The sequence below is a fragment of the Flavobacterium supellecticarium genome (assembly GCF_004801375.1).
Taxonomy (GTDB): Bacteria; Bacteroidota; Bacteroidia; order Flavobacteriales; family Flavobacteriaceae; genus Flavobacterium; species Flavobacterium supellecticarium.
Map to the genome: position 1 here is coordinate 81388 of NZ_SSNZ01000005.1, position 18784 is coordinate 100171.

At 39.8% G+C, this 18784-nt stretch carries 15 protein-coding genes; 6 read left to right on the plus strand and 9 right to left on the minus strand.

What is annotated here, in order from left to right:
- Positions 1-25: 25 nt before the first annotated feature.
- From E6C50_RS11970 to E6C50_RS11980, 3 genes are all read right to left on the minus strand, one after another.
- A complete protein-coding gene (locus E6C50_RS11970) occupies positions 26-1429 on the minus strand; it encodes an OmpA family protein (RefSeq protein ID WP_136403466.1) in 1404 nt (467 codons plus the stop codon).
- A 109-nt stretch (positions 1430-1538) separates the two neighbouring features.
- Positions 1539-2735 (minus strand): glycine C-acetyltransferase, encoded by a 1197-nt coding sequence (kbl, locus tag E6C50_RS11975; protein ID WP_136403467.1) that lies wholly within the window; start codon positions 2733-2735, stop codon positions 1539-1541.
- 33 nt (positions 2736-2768) lie between these two features.
- Positions 2769-5921, minus strand: coding sequence for a UvrD-helicase domain-containing protein (locus tag E6C50_RS11980; RefSeq protein ID WP_136403468.1), 3153 nt, complete (start codon positions 5919-5921; stop codon positions 2769-2771).
- 119 nt (positions 5922-6040) lie between these two features.
- Between E6C50_RS11980 and E6C50_RS11985 the strand changes: the two genes are divergently transcribed.
- Positions 6041-6649 (plus strand): superoxide dismutase, encoded by a 609-nt coding sequence (locus E6C50_RS11985; protein WP_136403469.1) that lies wholly within the window; start codon positions 6041-6043, stop codon positions 6647-6649.
- Positions 6650-6876: 227 nt separating this feature from the next.
- Here the strand turns inward: E6C50_RS11985 and E6C50_RS11990 are convergent, their stop codons facing one another.
- The 4 genes from E6C50_RS11990 to purN all read right to left on the minus strand — a co-directional run bounded on the left by E6C50_RS11990 (position 6877) and on the right by purN (position 10910).
- Positions 6877-8775: an amidophosphoribosyltransferase gene (locus tag E6C50_RS11990; protein WP_136403470.1), complete on the minus strand. Its 1899-nt coding sequence runs from the start codon at positions 8773-8775 to the stop codon at positions 6877-6879.
- Between the two features lie 64 nt (positions 8776-8839).
- Positions 8840-9769 carry a PfkB family carbohydrate kinase gene (locus tag E6C50_RS11995; RefSeq protein ID WP_136403471.1) on the minus strand — a complete coding sequence of 310 codons (930 nt, stop codon included), beginning with the start codon at positions 9767-9769 and terminating at the stop codon, positions 8840-8842.
- A 99-nt stretch (positions 9770-9868) separates the two neighbouring features.
- Positions 9869-10345 (minus strand): ribonuclease HI, encoded by a 477-nt coding sequence (gene rnhA, locus E6C50_RS12000; protein WP_136403472.1) that lies wholly within the window; start codon positions 10343-10345, stop codon positions 9869-9871.
- 1 nt (position 10346) lies between these two features.
- Positions 10347-10910: a phosphoribosylglycinamide formyltransferase gene (purN, locus tag E6C50_RS12005; RefSeq protein WP_136403473.1), complete on the minus strand. Its 564-nt coding sequence runs from the start codon at positions 10908-10910 to the stop codon at positions 10347-10349.
- A 174-nt stretch (positions 10911-11084) separates the two neighbouring features.
- Between purN and E6C50_RS12010 the strand changes: the two genes are divergently transcribed.
- From E6C50_RS12010 to pyk, 5 genes are all read left to right on the plus strand, one after another.
- The gene (locus tag E6C50_RS12010; protein ID WP_019037482.1) at positions 11085-11321 is read left to right on the plus strand and encodes an acyl carrier protein; all 237 of its coding nucleotides are present in this window, start codon (positions 11085-11087) and stop codon (positions 11319-11321) included.
- Positions 11322-11519: 198 nt separating this feature from the next.
- Positions 11520-12773, plus strand: a complete 1254-nt coding sequence (gene fabF / locus E6C50_RS12015; protein WP_136403474.1) for a beta-ketoacyl-ACP synthase II — start codon at positions 11520-11522, stop codon at positions 12771-12773.
- A 7-nt stretch (positions 12774-12780) separates the two neighbouring features.
- Complete coding sequence (rnc, locus tag E6C50_RS12020; protein WP_136403475.1) at positions 12781-13521, plus strand: ribonuclease III; 741 nt, start codon at positions 12781-12783, stop codon at positions 13519-13521.
- Between the two features lie 95 nt (positions 13522-13616).
- Complete coding sequence (locus E6C50_RS12025; protein ID WP_136403476.1) at positions 13617-14102, plus strand: IPExxxVDY family protein; 486 nt, start codon at positions 13617-13619, stop codon at positions 14100-14102.
- Positions 14103-14107: 5 nt separating this feature from the next.
- Positions 14108-15538 (plus strand): pyruvate kinase, encoded by a 1431-nt coding sequence (gene pyk, locus E6C50_RS12030; RefSeq protein WP_136403477.1) that lies wholly within the window; start codon positions 14108-14110, stop codon positions 15536-15538.
- 51 nt (positions 15539-15589) lie between these two features.
- On the opposite strand, the gene dinB is transcribed toward pyk, so the two are convergent.
- Positions 15590-16672 (minus strand): DNA polymerase IV, encoded by a 1083-nt coding sequence (gene dinB, locus E6C50_RS12035; protein WP_136403478.1) that lies wholly within the window; start codon positions 16670-16672, stop codon positions 15590-15592.
- Between the two features lie 40 nt (positions 16673-16712).
- Entirely contained in the window at positions 16713-18761 is a 2049-nt protein-coding gene (locus tag E6C50_RS12040) for a site-specific recombinase (RefSeq protein ID WP_136403479.1), read from the minus strand.
- Between the last annotated feature and the right edge of the window lie 23 nt (positions 18762-18784).

Genomic DNA, 18784 nt, shown 5'->3' on the forward strand with positions numbered 1-18784 from the left:
TTTCCATATTTATTTGTGTGGGAAATTATTTGATTAATTTAACCTCAACACGTCTGTTGTTTGCTTTACCTTTAGCTGTTTTATTTGTATCGATTGGTTTAGACTCACCATATCCGATTGAAGACAATCTATCGGAGTCAATTCCGTTTTCGATTAAATAATCTTTAACAGCTTTAGCTCTGTCTTCAGATAATTTTTGGTTGAATGCATCTTTACCATCGCTATCTGTGTGTCCTTCGATGCTGAATCTAGAGTTTGGATACTCTTTTAAGATTGCAGTGATTGACTGTAACACAGGGAAAGTTTGTTTTTGGAAAGAAGCTTTACCAGAGTTGAACAAGATCGTTTTAGCGTAAGCATTTAATTTTTTGATAGTCTCGTCAGAAACTTCAGGACATCCGTTGTTAGCAACAGTTCCTTTAACATCTGGACATTTATCATCTTTATCAGCTACACCGTCACCATCTCTATCTGGCCAAGGACAACCACCGTTTTCTTTAGGACCTTTTACGTTTGGACATTTGTCTACGTTATCTGGCACACCATCACCGTCTGTATCAGGACATCCGTTGAATTGTTTTGGACCAGCTACTTCAGGACAAGCATCGTCTTTATCAGGAATTCCGTCTCCGTCTGTATCAGGACAACCCTGGAATTCTTTAGGACCAGCTACATCTGGACAAGCGTCATCTTTATCAGGAATTCCGTCTCCGTCTGTATCAGGACAACCCTGGAATTCTTTTAAACCAGGTACATCCGGACAAGCGTCATCTTTATCATAGATTCCGTCTCCGTCTGTATCTTTACCTCCAAATTTGAAAGTAATCCCTGCGAAGTGTTGCATGTGAGAAGGAACGTCTACTGACGGATCTCTTGTCTCATCAAATGAATGTTTGTAAGTTGAACGGAATGATAAACCTACGTTTTCAGAGAACCAGAACGTTAATCCTAAACCTCCGTTAACGGTTCCTGTACTAGCATCACCGAAGAATGTGTAACCTCCACCGATGTGTGCAGACGGATCAATAACTTTAGATCCGATAAGGTTCATGAAGCTATAGTTAATAACCCCATCAATTCCGTAGTAAGATAAATCTCCAGGATTCACTACATTGTAATCACCAGGAACTGTAACTCTTGGCTCAACAAACTTAGTGATTTTGTTTACCGATCCCGTTACACCAAAAGAGAAGTTATCTCCAATGTGTCTGGAAACGTTAACAAAAGATACTGATGGAATAATGTTCCAGTTGGCTTTTGCGTTAAAATACTGTGAAAACTGGTCTTCTAATTTCTTGCTAGCACTGAATCTAGTGTCTACAGCATTCGCACCAATAGTAATAGCCCAAGGGTTATTGCTATCCTGAGCCTGCGAACTTAGACCCGCAAACATCAATGCTGCTACGAATAATTTGTTTAGATGTCTCATACTTTTTTTATTTAATTACAATACGTTATAATTAGAGCAAAAGTAAGATGTAAAATATTAACTACAAAGCAATTTGTTAAAAAATTCGCTTTTTCTTACTAAAAACTTCTTACCGAATTACTTCCAATGCCTTTCCAACCTCTGTAAAAGCACTTATAGCCTTGTCTAAATGCTCTTTAGAATGGGCTGCAGATAATTGTACCCGAATTCTTGCTTTATCTTTTGGAACCACCGGAAAAAAGAAACCAATTACATAGATTCCTTTTTTAAGTAATTCATCTGCCATTACTTGCGAAAGTTTTGCATCATAAAGCATTACCGGCACAATTGCTGAGTCGCCATCGATGATATCAAATCCGGCCGCTTTCATTCCTACTTTAAAATAATTGGTATTCCACTCCAGTTTGTCGCGCAATGTAGTATCTTTTTCCAACAATTCAAAAACTTTAATCGACGCGCCCACTATAGACGGTGCCAATGAATTTGAAAACAAATACGGTCTTGAACGCTGTCTTAAAATTTCGATTATTTCTTTTTTGGCCGTTGTATAACCACCCATAGCGCCACCTAAGGCTTTCCCTAATGTTCCGGTTATAATATCCACACGCCCCATTACATTTTTAGCTTCCAACGTACCTTTTCCGGTCGCTCCGATAAATCCGGCTGCGTGACATTCGTCTACCATCACCATCGCATCGTATTTGTCAGCTAAATCGCAGATTTTATCCAATGGTGCTACCAATCCATCCATCGAAAAAACACCATCGGTTACAATCAATTTAAAGCGTCTTCCTTCTTCATTGGCTTTGATCAATTGTTGCTCCAAATCGGCCATATTATTATTTTCATAACGGTAACGGGCCGCCTTACACAAACGCACCCCATCGATGATTGAAGCGTGGTTTAAACTATCGGAAATGATAGCATCTTCCTCCCCCAACAACGGTTCAAAAACACCTCCATTGGCATCAAAAGCAGCCGCATACAGTATGGTATCTTCCGTACCATAGAAATCGGCAATTTTTCGCTCTAATGTTTTATGAATATCCTGCGTACCACAGATAAAACGAACGGACGACATTCCGAATCCGTGTGTATCCAAAGCGTCTTTTGCCGCCTGAACCACTTCCGGATGCGATGACAATCCGAGGTAGTTGTTCGCACAAAAATTCAAGACGGTTTCTCCGGTCGAAATGGTGATTTCCGCACCTTGTGACGATGTGATGATACGTTCTTTTTTAAACAATCCGTTATCCTGAATGGCATTTAATTCGTTCTCTAAATGCGCTTTAATTTTTCCGTACATGATATGCTGTTTATTCGGTTATTATTATTCCGGTTACAAATGTATCACATTTAACGTTTCCCCTATATATACCAGTGTTTTTTTCGCAACCTCATAGCCCATTTCCTGCAAGGCGAGTTCGTATTCTTCCAGCTGACGGGCGTATTTTGCCTGATGCGCTCCGGTTTTATAATCCAGTAAATAAGCCGTTTTTCCGCGTATAACCACGCGATCAGGCTTAATGGTCCGACTGTCTTTTTTAATAATACTTTGTTCGTTATAAATGGCATCGGCTTCTTCGAAAAACAGCCGTAGCTCTTCGTGGTCTACAATCGTATGCAACGTCTGTTCGACGGTTTCTTTTTGCATCCGGACAATCAATCCGGTTTCCTGCGCTTTGATCAAAGCCAGCGGAATGTCGTTTTTGGTTTTGATAAACGATAGTATTTCGTGTAGTATATTTCCGAATTCAATTGCTTTTTCCTGTGTCGTTCCCCACATCAATGCTTCCCGTTGGGCAATCTTGATGGCTTTTGGATTTAGCTTTTCGTTTACTTCTACAATTAGCTGCTGCGTATCGGTGTAACTTCCTCCTATCGACTGTCGGTTCGGTTCTCCGAATTCAAACACCATGCTATCATCATTATAAACACCTTGAAAATCGAGGTATTTAATAAAGAACGATGACATGTTATTTTGTAATTCCCCTTTACTACTGATGTTACGTCCGGTAATAATATATAATTGTTCTTCGGCACGGGTGAGCGCCACATACAAAACATTGATGTTATCCAGAATGTCCTGCTGACTTTTTTCTTCATAGACTTCGGCTGCTTTTCCACCGTATTCCGATACTTCTTTTTTAGCATCGACCAAAGCTCTGGAAATCGCAAATTCGTCTTCTTCCATTTCGAGCCACATCTTATTCCGCGGTGCCGCAGCATAGTTTTCTTCTGCAAACGGAAAGATCACCACCGGAAATTCCAATCCCTTGGATTTATGGATCGTCATGATACGAACCGCATTGTTTCCTTCAGGCGACGGAATACTAAACTTGGATCCGTTTTTATCCCAGTAATCGAGAAAATCTGCAATACCGGACTGGGTTCGCACGTCTCTTTCCAATACCAGATCCAAAAAGTACTGCACATAGGAAATGGTGCTTTTTTCTTTTATAAAAGCGGCAATTATAATTTCAACGGTTTCATAGAGCGATTTCTTCCTGCATTCATCAAATGAAATTCCGATTCCGAGTTCCCGTAACCAGTTTTCGAGGGCCGCTTCCGTTTCCTGTTGCATCCCCTGTTCAATACAATCGTGAATTGGCAACTTGTTTTGACGATGCCGCGCCACAAAATATAAAAAGGCTGCTTTGGACTCTTTGTCGTTGTTGTTTTTCAGGTAACGCAGCACGTTTAAAATCAATCGTACTTCGGTTGCATTTTCGATCAGCAAGGTTTCGGACGATAATATCTTGATTCCGTTTTCGGTAAGGTAATTTGCCAACGCGACACCTGACGATCGCTTTCGCGTGAGCAACACTATATCTTTGTAGGCATATCCTTTTGCAACGACCTCGTATATTGTTTTTAAGGTCGCTTTTAGGTATAACTGTTCTTTGTCGTTTGTTTCTTCTCCATCGTCATCGGTTACTTCCACCGTTTCGGGAATAAACGAAATATTGACATAGCCGCCTATTTTGGAATTGTTTTCCTGACGACTGTGATTGCGATACAAATCCTGATAGTCTTCGTTTGAAAACTCATCGGCCAGCATCGCAAAAAAAGCGTTGTTAAACTGAATGATTTCCGAGTAACTCCTATAATTTTTCTCCAGTCGGACGAGTTTTTTATCCGGGTTTGAAAACGGATTATGGCATTTACTCAGCGCAATAAACTGTTCTGCTTTTCCACCGCGCCAACGGTAAATGGACTGTTTTGGATCGCCTACAATCATTAGCGATCCGCGTACGCCCGACAAATCTTCACTGGCCAGTGCATTGTCGATTAGCGGAATCAGATTATGCCATTGCATTTCGGATGTATCCTGAAATTCGTCGATAAAAAAATGACGGTAGCGTTCGCCCAGACGTTCATAAATAAACGGTGCCGGCTGGTTTTGAATTTCTTTATAAATAATCGCGTTAAACTCCGAAATCGACAGTATGTTTTGTTCTTTCTGAATCCGTTCCAACTCCTGACTAATCGAGTTTAACAACGACAATGGCGTTATGTTTTTTAAGAAAGCCGTATAAAAATTCTTTTTTTCGTAATTTTTATAGACCGCATCCAAAATAGCAATCAACTCTCCGGAAATCGACTCGATTATGTCCTTATCTTTTGCTGTTTTATTAATCGCAATATCATCGATCTCCCGAAACTTTTTATGCGAACTTTTTAATTCGCCTTTTTGGATATACCCCAAATGATTGGGAAACGTTCCGCGGGAAAATGATTTAAGATCGATTCCTTTACTTTCGATCAGCGCCATGGCTTCATCCGCCTTAGCGACACTATCGGCATCAAGATGCGACACGGCTTCTTTTAGTTTAGCTTTAACCTCCAGAAACTCCCCAATCGATTTATCCTCGAAATTATGAATCTCGTTCCGGTTGTTTTCATTGAGTAATAATCGCCCTACATCCAACAATTCGCCGGTCACATCCCAACTTCTGTCGTTATCGGTTTTATCCACCGAAAAATCGACCAACAAGTTTGTCAATTCGTTTTCTTCTCCCGCTTTGGCCACTATGGCATCCACGGCTTCCATTAAAAGCGAATCGGTTTCGAGCGAAACATCAAAGGTTACCGGTAAATTCAGATCGTGTGCAAAAGCACGAATTACTTTATGAGTAAATTTATCAATCGTAGAAATATCAAAAGACGCATAATTATGGATAATATTTTTGATGATCGCTTTCGATTTGTCCTGAATTGTCGCCAGACTTAACCGCGTTTCCGCCGAAATATCCTTCATCAACTCCAAAGCTTTGTCGCTGGTATCGGGTTTTGAAAACTCCGACAAACCGTTTACAATCCGGGTTTTCATTTCCTCTACGGCTTTATTGGTAAAGGTTATGGCCAGAATTTTTTTATACGCATCATTCGAATCCGCTGTCAATAAAATTTTAAGATACTCTTTGACAAGCATATAGGTTTTTCCCGATCCGGCGGAAGCGTCATAAATTGAAAAAGCAGTTTTCTCCACAATTAAGAAATGTTTATATTGGCATTACCAATATCAGAATAGAAAATTACTATTTTTTATTCCAAAGTATAATTTATAATTTTGAATAAAATTAATACTAATCTTTAAATAAAAATACTATGGCTTTCGAATTACCAAAACTTCCATATGCCTATGACGCGTTAGAGCCTCATATTGATGCCCGTACAATGGAGATTCACCATTCTAAACATCACAATGCTTATACTACGAATTTAAACGCTGCAATCGCAGGAACGGATTTAGAAGGCAAAACCATCGAAGAAATCCTTAACGGTCTTGATTTGTCTAAAGCAGCTGTTCGTAATAACGGTGGTGGTTTTTACAATCACAATTTATTCTGGGAAGTAATGTCACCAAACGGAGGCGGATTACCGACTGGAGAATTAGCAGAGGCTATTAATGCTTCTTTTGGTTCTTTTGACGAATTTAAAGCGCAGTTTTCAAAAGCTGGTGCGACACAATTTGGTTCCGGATGGGCATGGCTATGTGTTCAGAAAGGTGGAAAACTGGATGTTTGTGGCACTCCAAATCAGGACAACCCGTTAATGCCCGGTATCGGATGTGGCGGAACTCCTATTTTAGGAATGGACGTTTGGGAACATGCCTACTATTTGCACTATCAAAACAGAAGACCGGATTATATTGAGGCGTTTTTCAATGTGATTAACTGGGCTGAAGTAGCAAAACGTTATGCAGCTGCAAAATAATCTAAAATAACAACTACAAATAGCCCCGATGGTATTACTGTCGGGGTTTTTTATTGATCATAAAATAAAAAGGTGGAATAGAATTCCACCCTTTTTGCCCCAAATCTACCATAAACTTAACCTACTAATGCTATGGTGATACAAATGTATTGTCAATGCTTTTTGCTATCAAAAAAATCAGATTATCTACTAATAAATTCGATAAAAAGCGTGTTTTTAACTACTTGTTAGTACGCGCGGGCGTCTTTACCTTCGTAAAAATTCATAAAAGCACGGTTCACTACGCGATTACCACCATTGGTTGGATAGTCACCTGTGAAATACCAATCCCCTAAATTTTTCGGACAAGCCGTGTGTAAATTCGCCACGGTCTGGAAAATGATTTTCACTTCAGCATTAACATCCGACGAAGTTAACATCTCGGCGATTTTGTCAGAAATTTCCTGATCCGTAAACGGTGCATAAATTTCTTTTACATAGTTGACCACTTCACTATCCGGGAAGTTTTCCTGCGCTTTTGATTTTTGGTACACTTCGTCTACCAAATGGTATAGATTGCGCTCTTTTAACAACTCTAATGTAGCCTGAAATGCGATTAAACCTTCCAACTTCGCCATATCAATTCCGTAACAATCCGGATAACGGATTTGCGGTGCCGAAGAGACAATTACGATTTTCTTCGGATGCAAACGATCCATCATCTTGATAATACTCTTTTTCAAGGTTGTTCCCCGTACAATACTATCATCGATGATCACTAGATTGTCGCTTGGTTTGATCACCCCATAAGTTACATCGTATACGTGCGCTACCAAATCGTCGCGGCTACTATCTTCGGTAATAAAGGTGCGGAGTTTCGCATCTTTAATCGCTACTTTTTCTGTTCGGAGTTTTACCGATAGTATATCCTGTAATTTTTCGGCTGTCAGCACTTCCTTATTCGCTAAAATATCGGAAATCTTACGTTGGTTTAAAAAATCCTGCGCGGCCTCAACCATTCCATAAAAGGAGGTTTCCGCTGTATTCGGAATATAGGAAAACACCGTATTATCGGTATCGTTTCCGATTGCTTCCAGAACCGCAGGCATGATCAATTTCCCTAATTCTTTGCGTTCCTGATAAATTTCGGCATCGCTTCCTCTTGAGAAATAAATTCTTTCGAACGAACAGGCTTTTAACGGTAAGGCTTCGCGAATTTGCTCGTCCAGTACGCGTCCGTCTTTTTTAACGATAATCGCATGTCCCGGTGTGATTTCACGGATAGCTTCAAACGGCACATTAAATACGGTTTGAATTACCGGTCTTTCGGATGCCACAACTACGATTTCGTCGTCCTGATAATAGAATGCCGGACGGATTCCAGCCGGATCACGGGTTACAAATGCATCGCCATGCCCTAAAAGTCCCGCCATAGCATATCCACCGTCCCAGTTTTTGGACGCGCGTCGTAAAATACGGGCAATGTCCAAACGTTCTGCAATTTCCGGTGACGCTTCTCTTTTACTTAGTCCTTCGTTTTTACATTGCTGGTACAAATCGGTTACTTCATCATCCAAAAAGTGTCCGATTTTTTCCATTACGGTAACCGTATCAGCCATTTCTTTCGGATGTTGTCCCAATCGAACCAAATCGTCGAACAATTCTTTAACATTGGTCATATTAAAGTTTCCGGCTACAATCAGGTTGCGATGCATCCAGTTGTTCTGACGTAAAAACGGGTGGACACTTTCGATACTGTTTTTACCAAAAGTCCCATAACGTACGTGTCCCAAAAACAATTCTCCTATATAAGGGATTTCCTGTTTTTGTAAATCCACGTTGTCATTATATTCCGGATGCGCAGTCAATTCTTCGTTAATACGCTGATTGATTTGCGCAAAAATATCCTGAATCGGCTGCGACTGATTGGAACGGATTCTGCTAATATAGCGCTCTCCCGGTTCCACATCCAGTTTAATACTTGCCAAACCGGCTCCATCCTGTCCTCTGTTATGTTGCTTCTCCATTAAGAGATACATTTTCTGTATTCCGTAGAATGCAGAACCATATTTTTCTTTATAAAAGGATAATGGTTTTTTTAATCGTAAAAGGGCAATGCCACACTCGTGTTTTATTGCGTCACTCATAGTTGTTGTGTTGTTGTTGTGTATTAATAAAAAAAGCCCCGTTTCGAGGCTTCGGATGTTTCCGTTAATCTTGTAATGCGATGTCGAACTGTGTCAACGCTTTAAACTGTTGTAGTCGGGATAGTACTTCGTGTTTTTCCAAACGCTCCATACGTTGTGTCCCGAATTCTTCTACACAGAACGAAGCTAAATTCGAACCGTATACAATTGCATTTTTCATATTGCCAAACGAAATGTTTTCGCTTTGTGCAATAAATCCTGAGAATCCTCCTGCGAAAGTATCTCCGGCTCCGGTCGGATCAAAAACTTCCTCCAGCGGTAAAGCCGGCGCAAAGAAAACGTCTTTATCATGGAACAATAACGCGCCGTGTTCTCCTTTTTTGATCACTACATATTTTGGCCCCATTGTATGGATTTTGGCAGCCGCTTTAACCAAGGAATATTCTCCTGATAACTGACGCGCTTCCTCATCGTTAATGGTAATTACATCTACTCGTTTCATTACGTCCAGTAATTCCGGTAGTGCACAATCCATCCAGAAATTCATGGTATCCAATACCACCAACTTCGGACGTGTTGTCATCTGATCCAGAACACTGCTTTGTACAATTGGGTGCAGGTTTCCTAACATAACCACATCGGCATCGGTATAATCGGCCGGTACTTTCGGTTGGAAATCCGCTAATACATTTAATTGGGTATCTAAGGTATCTCTGGAATTCAGATCGTTATGGTAGCGTCCGCTCCAAAAGAACGTTTTTCCACCTTTAACCACTTCTACTCCCGAAATATCGATGTTTTTATTTCGAAGCAAGTCCAAATACGCTTCCGGAAAATCTTCTCCTACAACCGAAACGATAGCTGATTTTATATTAAAAAATGACGCCGACAATCCGATATACGTTGCCGCTCCACCTAGAATCTTGTCAGTTTTTCCGAATGGCGTTTCAATCGCATCAAACGCAACGGTACCTACAATTAATAGTTTGTTCATAAAACGTGTTGAAAATTAGGGTGCAAATATACTTCATAAGTTTCAGAGTTGCAACGGTTCAGCCTCACAAAGTAATGGTAAAATTTCACAATACGATCGTTAATCCTGCTGCACTTTTTCGTAATAGGTATCTACCGAAAGTTTTTCCTGTTGCGAAGCCATTACCGCCAACTGGTCACAACGCTCATTTTGAGGATGATTGTTATGTCCTTTGATCCATTTGAAATCGACACGGTGTTTGCGGTATATCTTTAGAAAACGCATCCATAGATCGGGATTTTTCTTACCTTCGAAGTTTTTCTTTTCCCATCCGAATACCCATCCTTTTAAAACGGAATCGACTACATATTTGGAATCCGAAACCACCAGAACACTAGTTCCCTGGATTTTAAGTTTTTCCAGGCCCACAATTACCGCCAGCAATTCCATTCGGTTATTGGTTGTTAACCGGAATCCTTCGTAAAATTCTTTTTTATACGGTTTACCCACCCATTGCAGGATTACGCCATAACCGCCAGGGCCCGGATTTCCTTTTGCCGCACCGTCTGTATATATATGTACTTCGTGAGACTGCACCTTATGCTTTTAATAGGTTTTCGATTACTATAGGAAAATGTTCGTGTTCCAACTCCTGAACTTTTGCCGCTATGGCTTCCGGCGTGGTACAATCGGCTACCGATACGGTTGCCTGAAACACAATTCCGCCTTCATCATAATGCTCGTTTACATAATGTATCGTAATACCGGTTTCTTTTTCGCCATTTTCGAGTATGGCGCGGTGTACATTCATCCCATACATTCCTTTTCCGCCGTACTTTGGCAATAGAGCCGGGTGAATGTTAATAATTTTCCCGGGATATTGTTCGATAATCGATTCCGGAAACTTCCAAAGGAAGCCTGCCAAAACGATTAAATCGGGATCGATCGCCTTAATTTTCGCCAAAACCGTACCGTCTGAAAGCGCATTTTTGTCGAAAACGACAGTCGAAATTCCTAAATTTTGGGATTTCTCCAACACTTTTGCATCCGGTTTGTTCGAAAAAACGGCCGAAACAAGCCCTAAATTACTATTTTTAAAGTGTAAAATTATTTTTTCTGCATTGCTTCCCGAACCCGAGGCAAATATGACGATCTTTCTCATTTATCCTTTGTTTTTCAGACCGCAAAAAAAAGAATAATAAATGATATTAAACAGTTTTTGAGAGCCTTTTCAAATTAATTTTTTATTTTCGTAGCTACATTTATTAACTAAAATGTTGTTTTAAAATAAAGTTTTTTATTTTTGCCAACAAATTAAATTTTAAAATTAAAGATTATGTCAGACATTGCATCAAGAGTAAAAGCGATTATCGTAGACAAATTAGGTGTTGACGAAAACGAAGTTGTAACGGAAGCAAGCTTCACTAACGATTTAGGAGCTGATTCATTAGACACTGTTGAGCTTATTATGGAGTTCGAAAAAGAATTCGATATTCAAATTCCAGATGACCAAGCTGAAAACATTTCTACTGTTGGCCAAGCTATCTCTTACATAGAAGAAGCTAAAAAATAATAACCTCATTAATCCCATGTATTCCGGTTTTACTGTGAATACATGGGTGTTATTATTTTTCAACGGTATTTGGTTAAGAAATACAACTGATTGGCAACAATCATTAAATATACTATCAAATTGCCCATGTTTCCTTTAGTTTATAAAAGAAAACAACATGGGTATTTTTGTTTAAATTGAAACTATAAAATTGAACGTATGAAATTAAGACGAGTTGTAGTAACAGGATTAGGTGCTCTTACTCCTATTGGAAACAATATTCAGGAATACTGGAATGGTCTTATTAACGGTGTAAGCGGAGCTGCTCCAATTACTTATTTTGATGCCTCCAACTTCAAGACACAATTCGCCTGCGAATTAAAAGGTTTTAATGTTGAGAATTTCATAGATCGTAAAGAAGCTCGAAAAATGGATCGCTATGCACAATATGCAATGGTGTCATCAGAAGAAGCGGTTAACGATGCGAATTTCAATTTTGATAAATTAGACAAAGACAGAGTAGGTGTAATTTGGGGATCCGGAATTGGCGGATTGGAAACCTTCCAACAGGAAGTTATTGATTTTGCCAGAAGTAGCGGAATCCCGAAATTCAACCCGTTCTTTATCCCTAAAATGATTGCCGATATTGCCGGTGGTCATATTTCCATCAAATATGGTTTTAGAGGACCAAACTTTACTACGGTATCCGCTTGTGCTTCTTCTACTAATGCGCTTATCGATGCCTTTAACTACATCCGTTTAGGACATGCCGATGTGATGGTTACAGGAGGATCGGAAGCTGCTGTTACTATTGCCGGAATGGGAGGTTTTAACGCTATGCATGCTTTATCGACCCGAAATGATGATCCAAAAACAGCTTCCCGTCCGATGGACAAAGACCGTGAAGGTTTTGTTTTAGGTGAAGGTGCCGGTGCTTTGGTATTGGAAGAATACGATCATGCTGTTGCCCGTGGCGCCCGAATCTATTGTGAAATAGGTGGTGGTGGTATGTCGGCTGATGCACATCACATTACCGCTCCACATCCGGAAGGTTTTGGTGCGAAAAACGTAATGTTAAACTGTTTACGCGATGCCGGTTTACAACCTACCGACGTAGACGGTGTGAATATGCACGGTACATCGACACCTCTTGGTGATATTGCCGAAAGTAAAGCAATCCAACACGTATTTGGCGAACATGCCTATACGCTAAACCTGAACGCTACCAAATCGATGACCGGTCACTTGCTAGGTGCTGCCGGAGCTATCGAAGCCATAGCTTCTATTCTTTCGATCGTACACGGAATCGTTCCACCAACTATCAACCATTTTACAGACGATGAAAACATCGACAGTAAATTGAATTTTACTTTTAACCAGGCTCAGAAAAGAGACATGAAAGTGGTTATGAGCAATACGTTTGGTTTTGGTGGTCACAATGCTTGTGTACTTGTAAAAAAATTGGATCTGTAGTCTTGTAATGCGTATTATCAAAAAAATATTTTCAAATTCCCGCTCTAATGAAGACGGGATTTTTTTTGATGAAGTTTCTAAAATACTAGGGTTCAAACCCCTAAACATGATTCATTACCGCAAGGCATTTACCCATCGTTCGATGAATAAATCTGATGATGAAGGCAATCCGATGAATTATGAACGCCTGGAATTTTTAGGGGACGCCATGCTCGGATCGGTAATTGCGGCACATTTGTTCAATAAAGTTCCAACCGGCGACGAAGGTTATCTGACCAAAATGCGGTCTAAAATCGTGAGTCGCGAACATTTGAACGAACTCGGCAAAGACCTGAACCTGATCCGACATGTGGAAAGCAAAGTATCGACACAGCACTTTGGCGAAAACATCCACGGCAATTTATTTGAAGCCTTAATCGGCGCTATTTATCTGGATCGCGGCTTTACCTATTGCGAGAAATTTATCCATAAAAAAGTGATCGTTCCGTATGTGGATATTGCCAAACTCGAAGGAAAAGTAATCAGCTACAAAAGCCTGTTAATCGAATGGTGTCAGAAAGAAAAACATACCTTCCAGTACGACGTTTTCGAAGATAACGGTAACGAAGGAATCAAATATTTTGGCGTAAAACTAAAGATCGACAATAAAATCATAGCCAAAGCCAGAGCTACTTCCAAGAAAAAGGCCGAGGAAAAAGCCTCGCAACGTGCCTATTTCGCATTCCAGGAAAAAATTAACAAAAAGTAAGTGCCGTCTTTGCTAAATTATCGTTAACAACCTTACTTTCCTGTTTTTTAAATCTTTAATGTAGTATCTTTACCTCTGGATTTTTTTCAAAGAATATGGCTATTCATAAACTACTGATTAACGATTTTATCTCCGAAGATTATGAATTGATTGCAATTCATTCGACTCTGGAAGACTATCGGTTAGCCTATTTTATCAACCAGAAGCTTCCCGTTACATTCGAAAAAAGCAGCAAGGATATCGGTATTCAGGTACCGGAAGGAAAAAGTCATTTTACCCGCTTTATTTTCGACGACGAAGCACATGAATTATTCTGGAATCTGATTCCAAATAAAACAACGCTGGTTACCCGACAAACGAAAGCCACATCCCTTTTTGAGGAAACGGAATTTGATATCGCAACCAACATATATCTGTTGCCAGAGCTCAAAAAAGTGGATTATATCATAAAAATTGAAAACACAGACGATTTTTTTGACCTGGACCAATTGATTGATCAACTGTTGACAATCAAACAGATTACCACGGCCTATAAAATTGAACAAAACAAACTAAAATCGAAAAATAATTTAATTTTCTAATACCAATGCTGACAAGAAAAAAGACAAAAATCGTAGCGACACTTGGCCCTGCTTGTAGTACAAGAGAAATAATAAAAGAAATGATTGATACAGGAGTAAATGTCTTCCGAATTAATTTTTCTCACGCTGATTATACGGATGTTAAAGAACGTATCGATATTATTAGAGGACTAAACGATGAATTTGGTTATACCACTTCTATTCTTGCCGACCTGCAAGGTCCAAAACTTCGCGTCGGTGTCATGAAAGAAGACGTAGTAGTGAGTAAAGGTGATACCATTACATTTACTACTGCTGAAGATATTCTGGGAACTGCCGAAAGGGTGTATATGAATTACAAAGAGTTTCCAAAAGATGTAAATCCCGGAGAGCGTATTCTTTTGGATGACGGAAAACTGATTTTTGAAGTACTGGAAACCGATAAAAACACTGAGGTAAAAACCGTGGTCATTCAAGGTGGTCCGTTGAAATCGAAAAAAGGAGTAAACCTCCCAAACACTAAAGTTTCATTACCGGCTTTAACGGAAAAAGACATCCGCGATGCGATTTTCGCTATTGAAAATCAAGTGGACTGGATTGCCTTATCGTTTGTTAGAACACCAAAAGATCTGGAGGATCTTCAGGATTTAATTGCCAAACATTCCGATCATAAAATTCCGATTATCGCTAAAATTGAAAAACCCGAAGCGGTTGAAAATATTGATAAAATCGTTGCTTTTGCCGACGGACTAATGGTTGCCCGTGGAGATCTTGGTGTGGAAATTCCGGCTCAGGAAGTTCCGTTAATCCAGAAAAAACTGGTTCACCGTGCCAAAACAGCCCGTATTCCGGTTATTATCGCAACACAGATGATGGAAACGATGATCACCAGTTTAACACCAACCCGTGCCGAAGTAAACGACGTAGCCAACTCGGTTATGGATGGTGCCGATGCGGTAATGCTTTCCGGAGAAACTTCCGTAGGAAACTATCCGGTGCAAGTAATTGAAAAAATGACTCAGATTATCGAAAGTGTTGAAAATTCACCGCTAATCAAGGTTCCGCAAAATCCACCATTAGTTCGAACCAAACGCTATATTACTAAATCGATCTGTTACCACGCCGCTTTGATGGCTAATGATATCGATGCAAAAGCGATTTCAACACTAACCAATAGTGGTTATACGGCCTTCCAGATTTCGGCCTGGCGCCCTCATTCTCACATTTTGGTATTTACATCCAATAAAAAAATTGTGACCCAATTGGGTTTACTTTGGGGTGTTCATACGTTCTACTACGACAAATTGGTGAGCACCGATGATACCGTAGAAGACATCAACCGCATTTCAAAAGAAAAAGGATTTGTAAAAGAAGACGATATGATGATTAACCTGGCCGCCATGCCGGTAATTGATAAAGGGATGGTTAACACCCTGCGTATTTCTCAAATCAGCTAATCCACATGATTATAAAATAGTACAAACCTGTCGCAATCGGCAGGTTTTTTTTTAAAAGTCAAACCGCAATTGTACGGCAATAGTTTTTTTGATTTCCGTATTCAGGTTGTGTAACGAAATACCTAGTAAGCGTACGGAATCTTTCATTTTCTCCTGATACAGCAATTCTTTCGCCGCTTCCAGAATCAGAGCTTTATCGGCTATAAAATACGGTAGCGTTTTGCTTCGCGTTTGTAGTGTGAAATCGGAATATTTGATCTTTAACGTTACCGTTTTTCCGGCTATTTTATAAGACTTCAGTCGTTTTTCTAATTCATTTGCGATATTTTCCAGCTTTTCAACCATAAAAATTTCGGACGATAAGTTGACATTAAAAGTTCTTTCGGCGCCAACCGATTTTAACATTCGATCCGGTTTTACCGCACTATTATGAATACCTCTTACAATATTGTAATAATGGGTTCCGCTTTTTCCAAAATGTTCCTCCAGATAATCCAGCGATTTTGCTTTTAAATCTTTTCCGGTAAAAATGCCACTCTGGTACATTTTTTCGGCTGTTACTTTCCCAATACCGTAGAATTTTTTAATATCCAGTTCTTCGAGAAATTGGATTATTTCTTCAGGATTAATCGTTTTTTGTCCGTTGGGTTTGTTATAGTCACTGGCTACTTTTGCCAGGAATTTATTTACCGAAATTCCCGCTGAAGCCGTTAGTCCGATTTCCTCAAAAATACGTTTCCGGATTTCCTGCGCGATTAGCGTGGCACTCGGATTCCCTTTTTTATTCTCCGTTACGTCCAGATAGGCCTCGTCCAGCGAAAGCGGTTCTACCAGATCGGTATATTCGTAAAATATTTTCCGGATTTTTTTAGAGATTTCTTTATACCGGTCAAAGCGGGGACGAACAAAAATAAGTTCCGGACAGTTTTTGCGCGCCATATAACCACTCATCGCACTTCGAACGCCAAATTTACGGGCTTCATAACTTGCCGCTGAAACCACTCCTCTGACTTCACTTCCACCAACGGCTACCGGTTTTCCCTTTAATTCCGGATTATCCATTTGCTCTACGGAAGCATAAAACGCATCCATATCCACGTGGATAATCTTTCTGAAATTCGGGGTAGTTTCCATATCGTAAATGTAGGCATAAACCTGAAAAAAACAGACAGAATCAGGATACGGATTCTTCCTCCCGTTTGTCTTTTACCGGGATAAAAAACGATAGCGGTCGCTTTCTAAAATGAATCCAGATGGCCTTGTTTAAAAGCCGGAATTCCGAAAGCGGTATATTTCGGGAACGGAACGCTAATCCGATCGACAAACCAAAACTGATAATAAAGTTCATAAACCCAATAAGTCCGATTCCTAAAATACTCCAGCCAATCATCCATAAATCGGCTTTAAAATTCATCCCGTATAATCCTAAGGCAAAATTTCCACTCGCAAATGTAATGTGTCGAATGTCCAGATTTAACCCCAAAAAGATCCCTATCGACGCCGTACTTCCCAGGAAAACTCCAAACCAGCCGTTCGAAACGATACCGGCCCAATTGTGTTCAAACCAGTTGGCTATTTTTTTTGTTTTTTCGACACCGAAACTCATTTTCAAAAACGGATGCTCTTGAATACGGTAATACACCTGATTGTGTTTGTTTCGGTTGGAAATACTTCCGGAAATAATCCCCGACAAAAAAAGGAATACACCGGCTATGGAAGCGTGAAAAATGGCAGGTGAAAAAATCGGATTCAAATCGCCTAACAGTTTGGGCCATTTTGTTTCAGCAATATTGTAATCGAAAACCTGATCGATCGCCCAAATTCCCAATAAGGAAACCGGAAAAGCCATAACAACATTTCCAACAAATGCGATAAACTGAGATCGGAACAAACGGGCAAATAATTTGGCAAACGAACTGTGCTTATTTTCCGTTTTTCCTTGTTTTTTCATCCCTTTCTCCAATGCCTGAATGATGGTCGCAGCGGTCATTGCCGGTTGTTTGGTCGCCAATGTAAAGCCACAAAGGTAAATGGCAATAAAACCAAGCGAATAGTTTAAACTATACAGAAATGCATGCCCGAAAGCACTGGTTTCTATTTTGGAAAACAACAATTTGATGATACACAATATCCCTACGATAAAACCACCTCCCAAAGCAGCTTTAAGCATCCCGAAATACTCTTTCGGACTTTCGGTTATATAATGCTCTCCCGTTTTGGCCGTATGTTGTGTGATCTCATACGAAAGCAATTGCGTACTTTCATTGATCAGCTGACCAACGTTGTTTTTATAACAGTTAAACTTAATAAGCTGTAAGGCCAACTGAATCGTGTTGTGTTTTTTGTCTTCTTCTTTATTGACTACCAATAACGGAATCAGGATTTTCATACGGTACAATTGCTGTCGAATGCGTAACAAACTTTGGTTTACCTTAATCGAAATCCCGTATTTGGAACTGTTGGCAAAAGCTTTGTCGACATACTCTTCGCATTGTTTGTGCAGGATTAGCAGTTGCTTATACAACAAATCATCGGAAGTAATGGCATGTTGTTCTCCGGTACGTATTTTTTCGATAATTTCCTGCAACTCTTTTTCAAAAGCTGTAAACGGACTTTCAAACTGACTGTATTCCGGCACCATTTTGATCACGTCATTTTCCATCGCTCTTCCGCTCATACGCTGCGGAATCAGGTTCATCACATTGAGCAATTCGGATAATGGTGATTTTTCTTTAACCGAAACATAGATATCCCGAAACGAAAGCAGATCAAATAATCGCAATAATTCTTCCATTGGAACTTTTTTGATCCAAATACCATCTGAATTCAGATAAAAAACCTGATTCAGGATATATTGAAGGGTGTCTTTTTGCGGTTGATACGGTAGCACTTTAGCCAATAATCTTTTTTTGACTTCAAAGACAAAATCGGCATCCTGCAAAATCGCAGCGTCCGATAACATCCGACTGAATTTTCGTTCTTTAAACAACTGTGCCAGATAGCCAATCAGTAATTCGCGTTTATCCGGGTGTTCTTCGAGAAAATAAAGCAATTTTTCGATGGAAACCGTCGCTTGTTTTTGTGGTTTTTTCGGGCGGAACAAATGTACCAGATCCACTAAAAAATGTAAGCTATCTTCAGAGACATACCGCTGGTTTTCAAAATGTTTGTCAAACAGGTTTTCTATCGTTGTCTTTGATTGTAGCTTATGTCTTAAATTCATGCGCTTGTTTTTGGTAAATTATT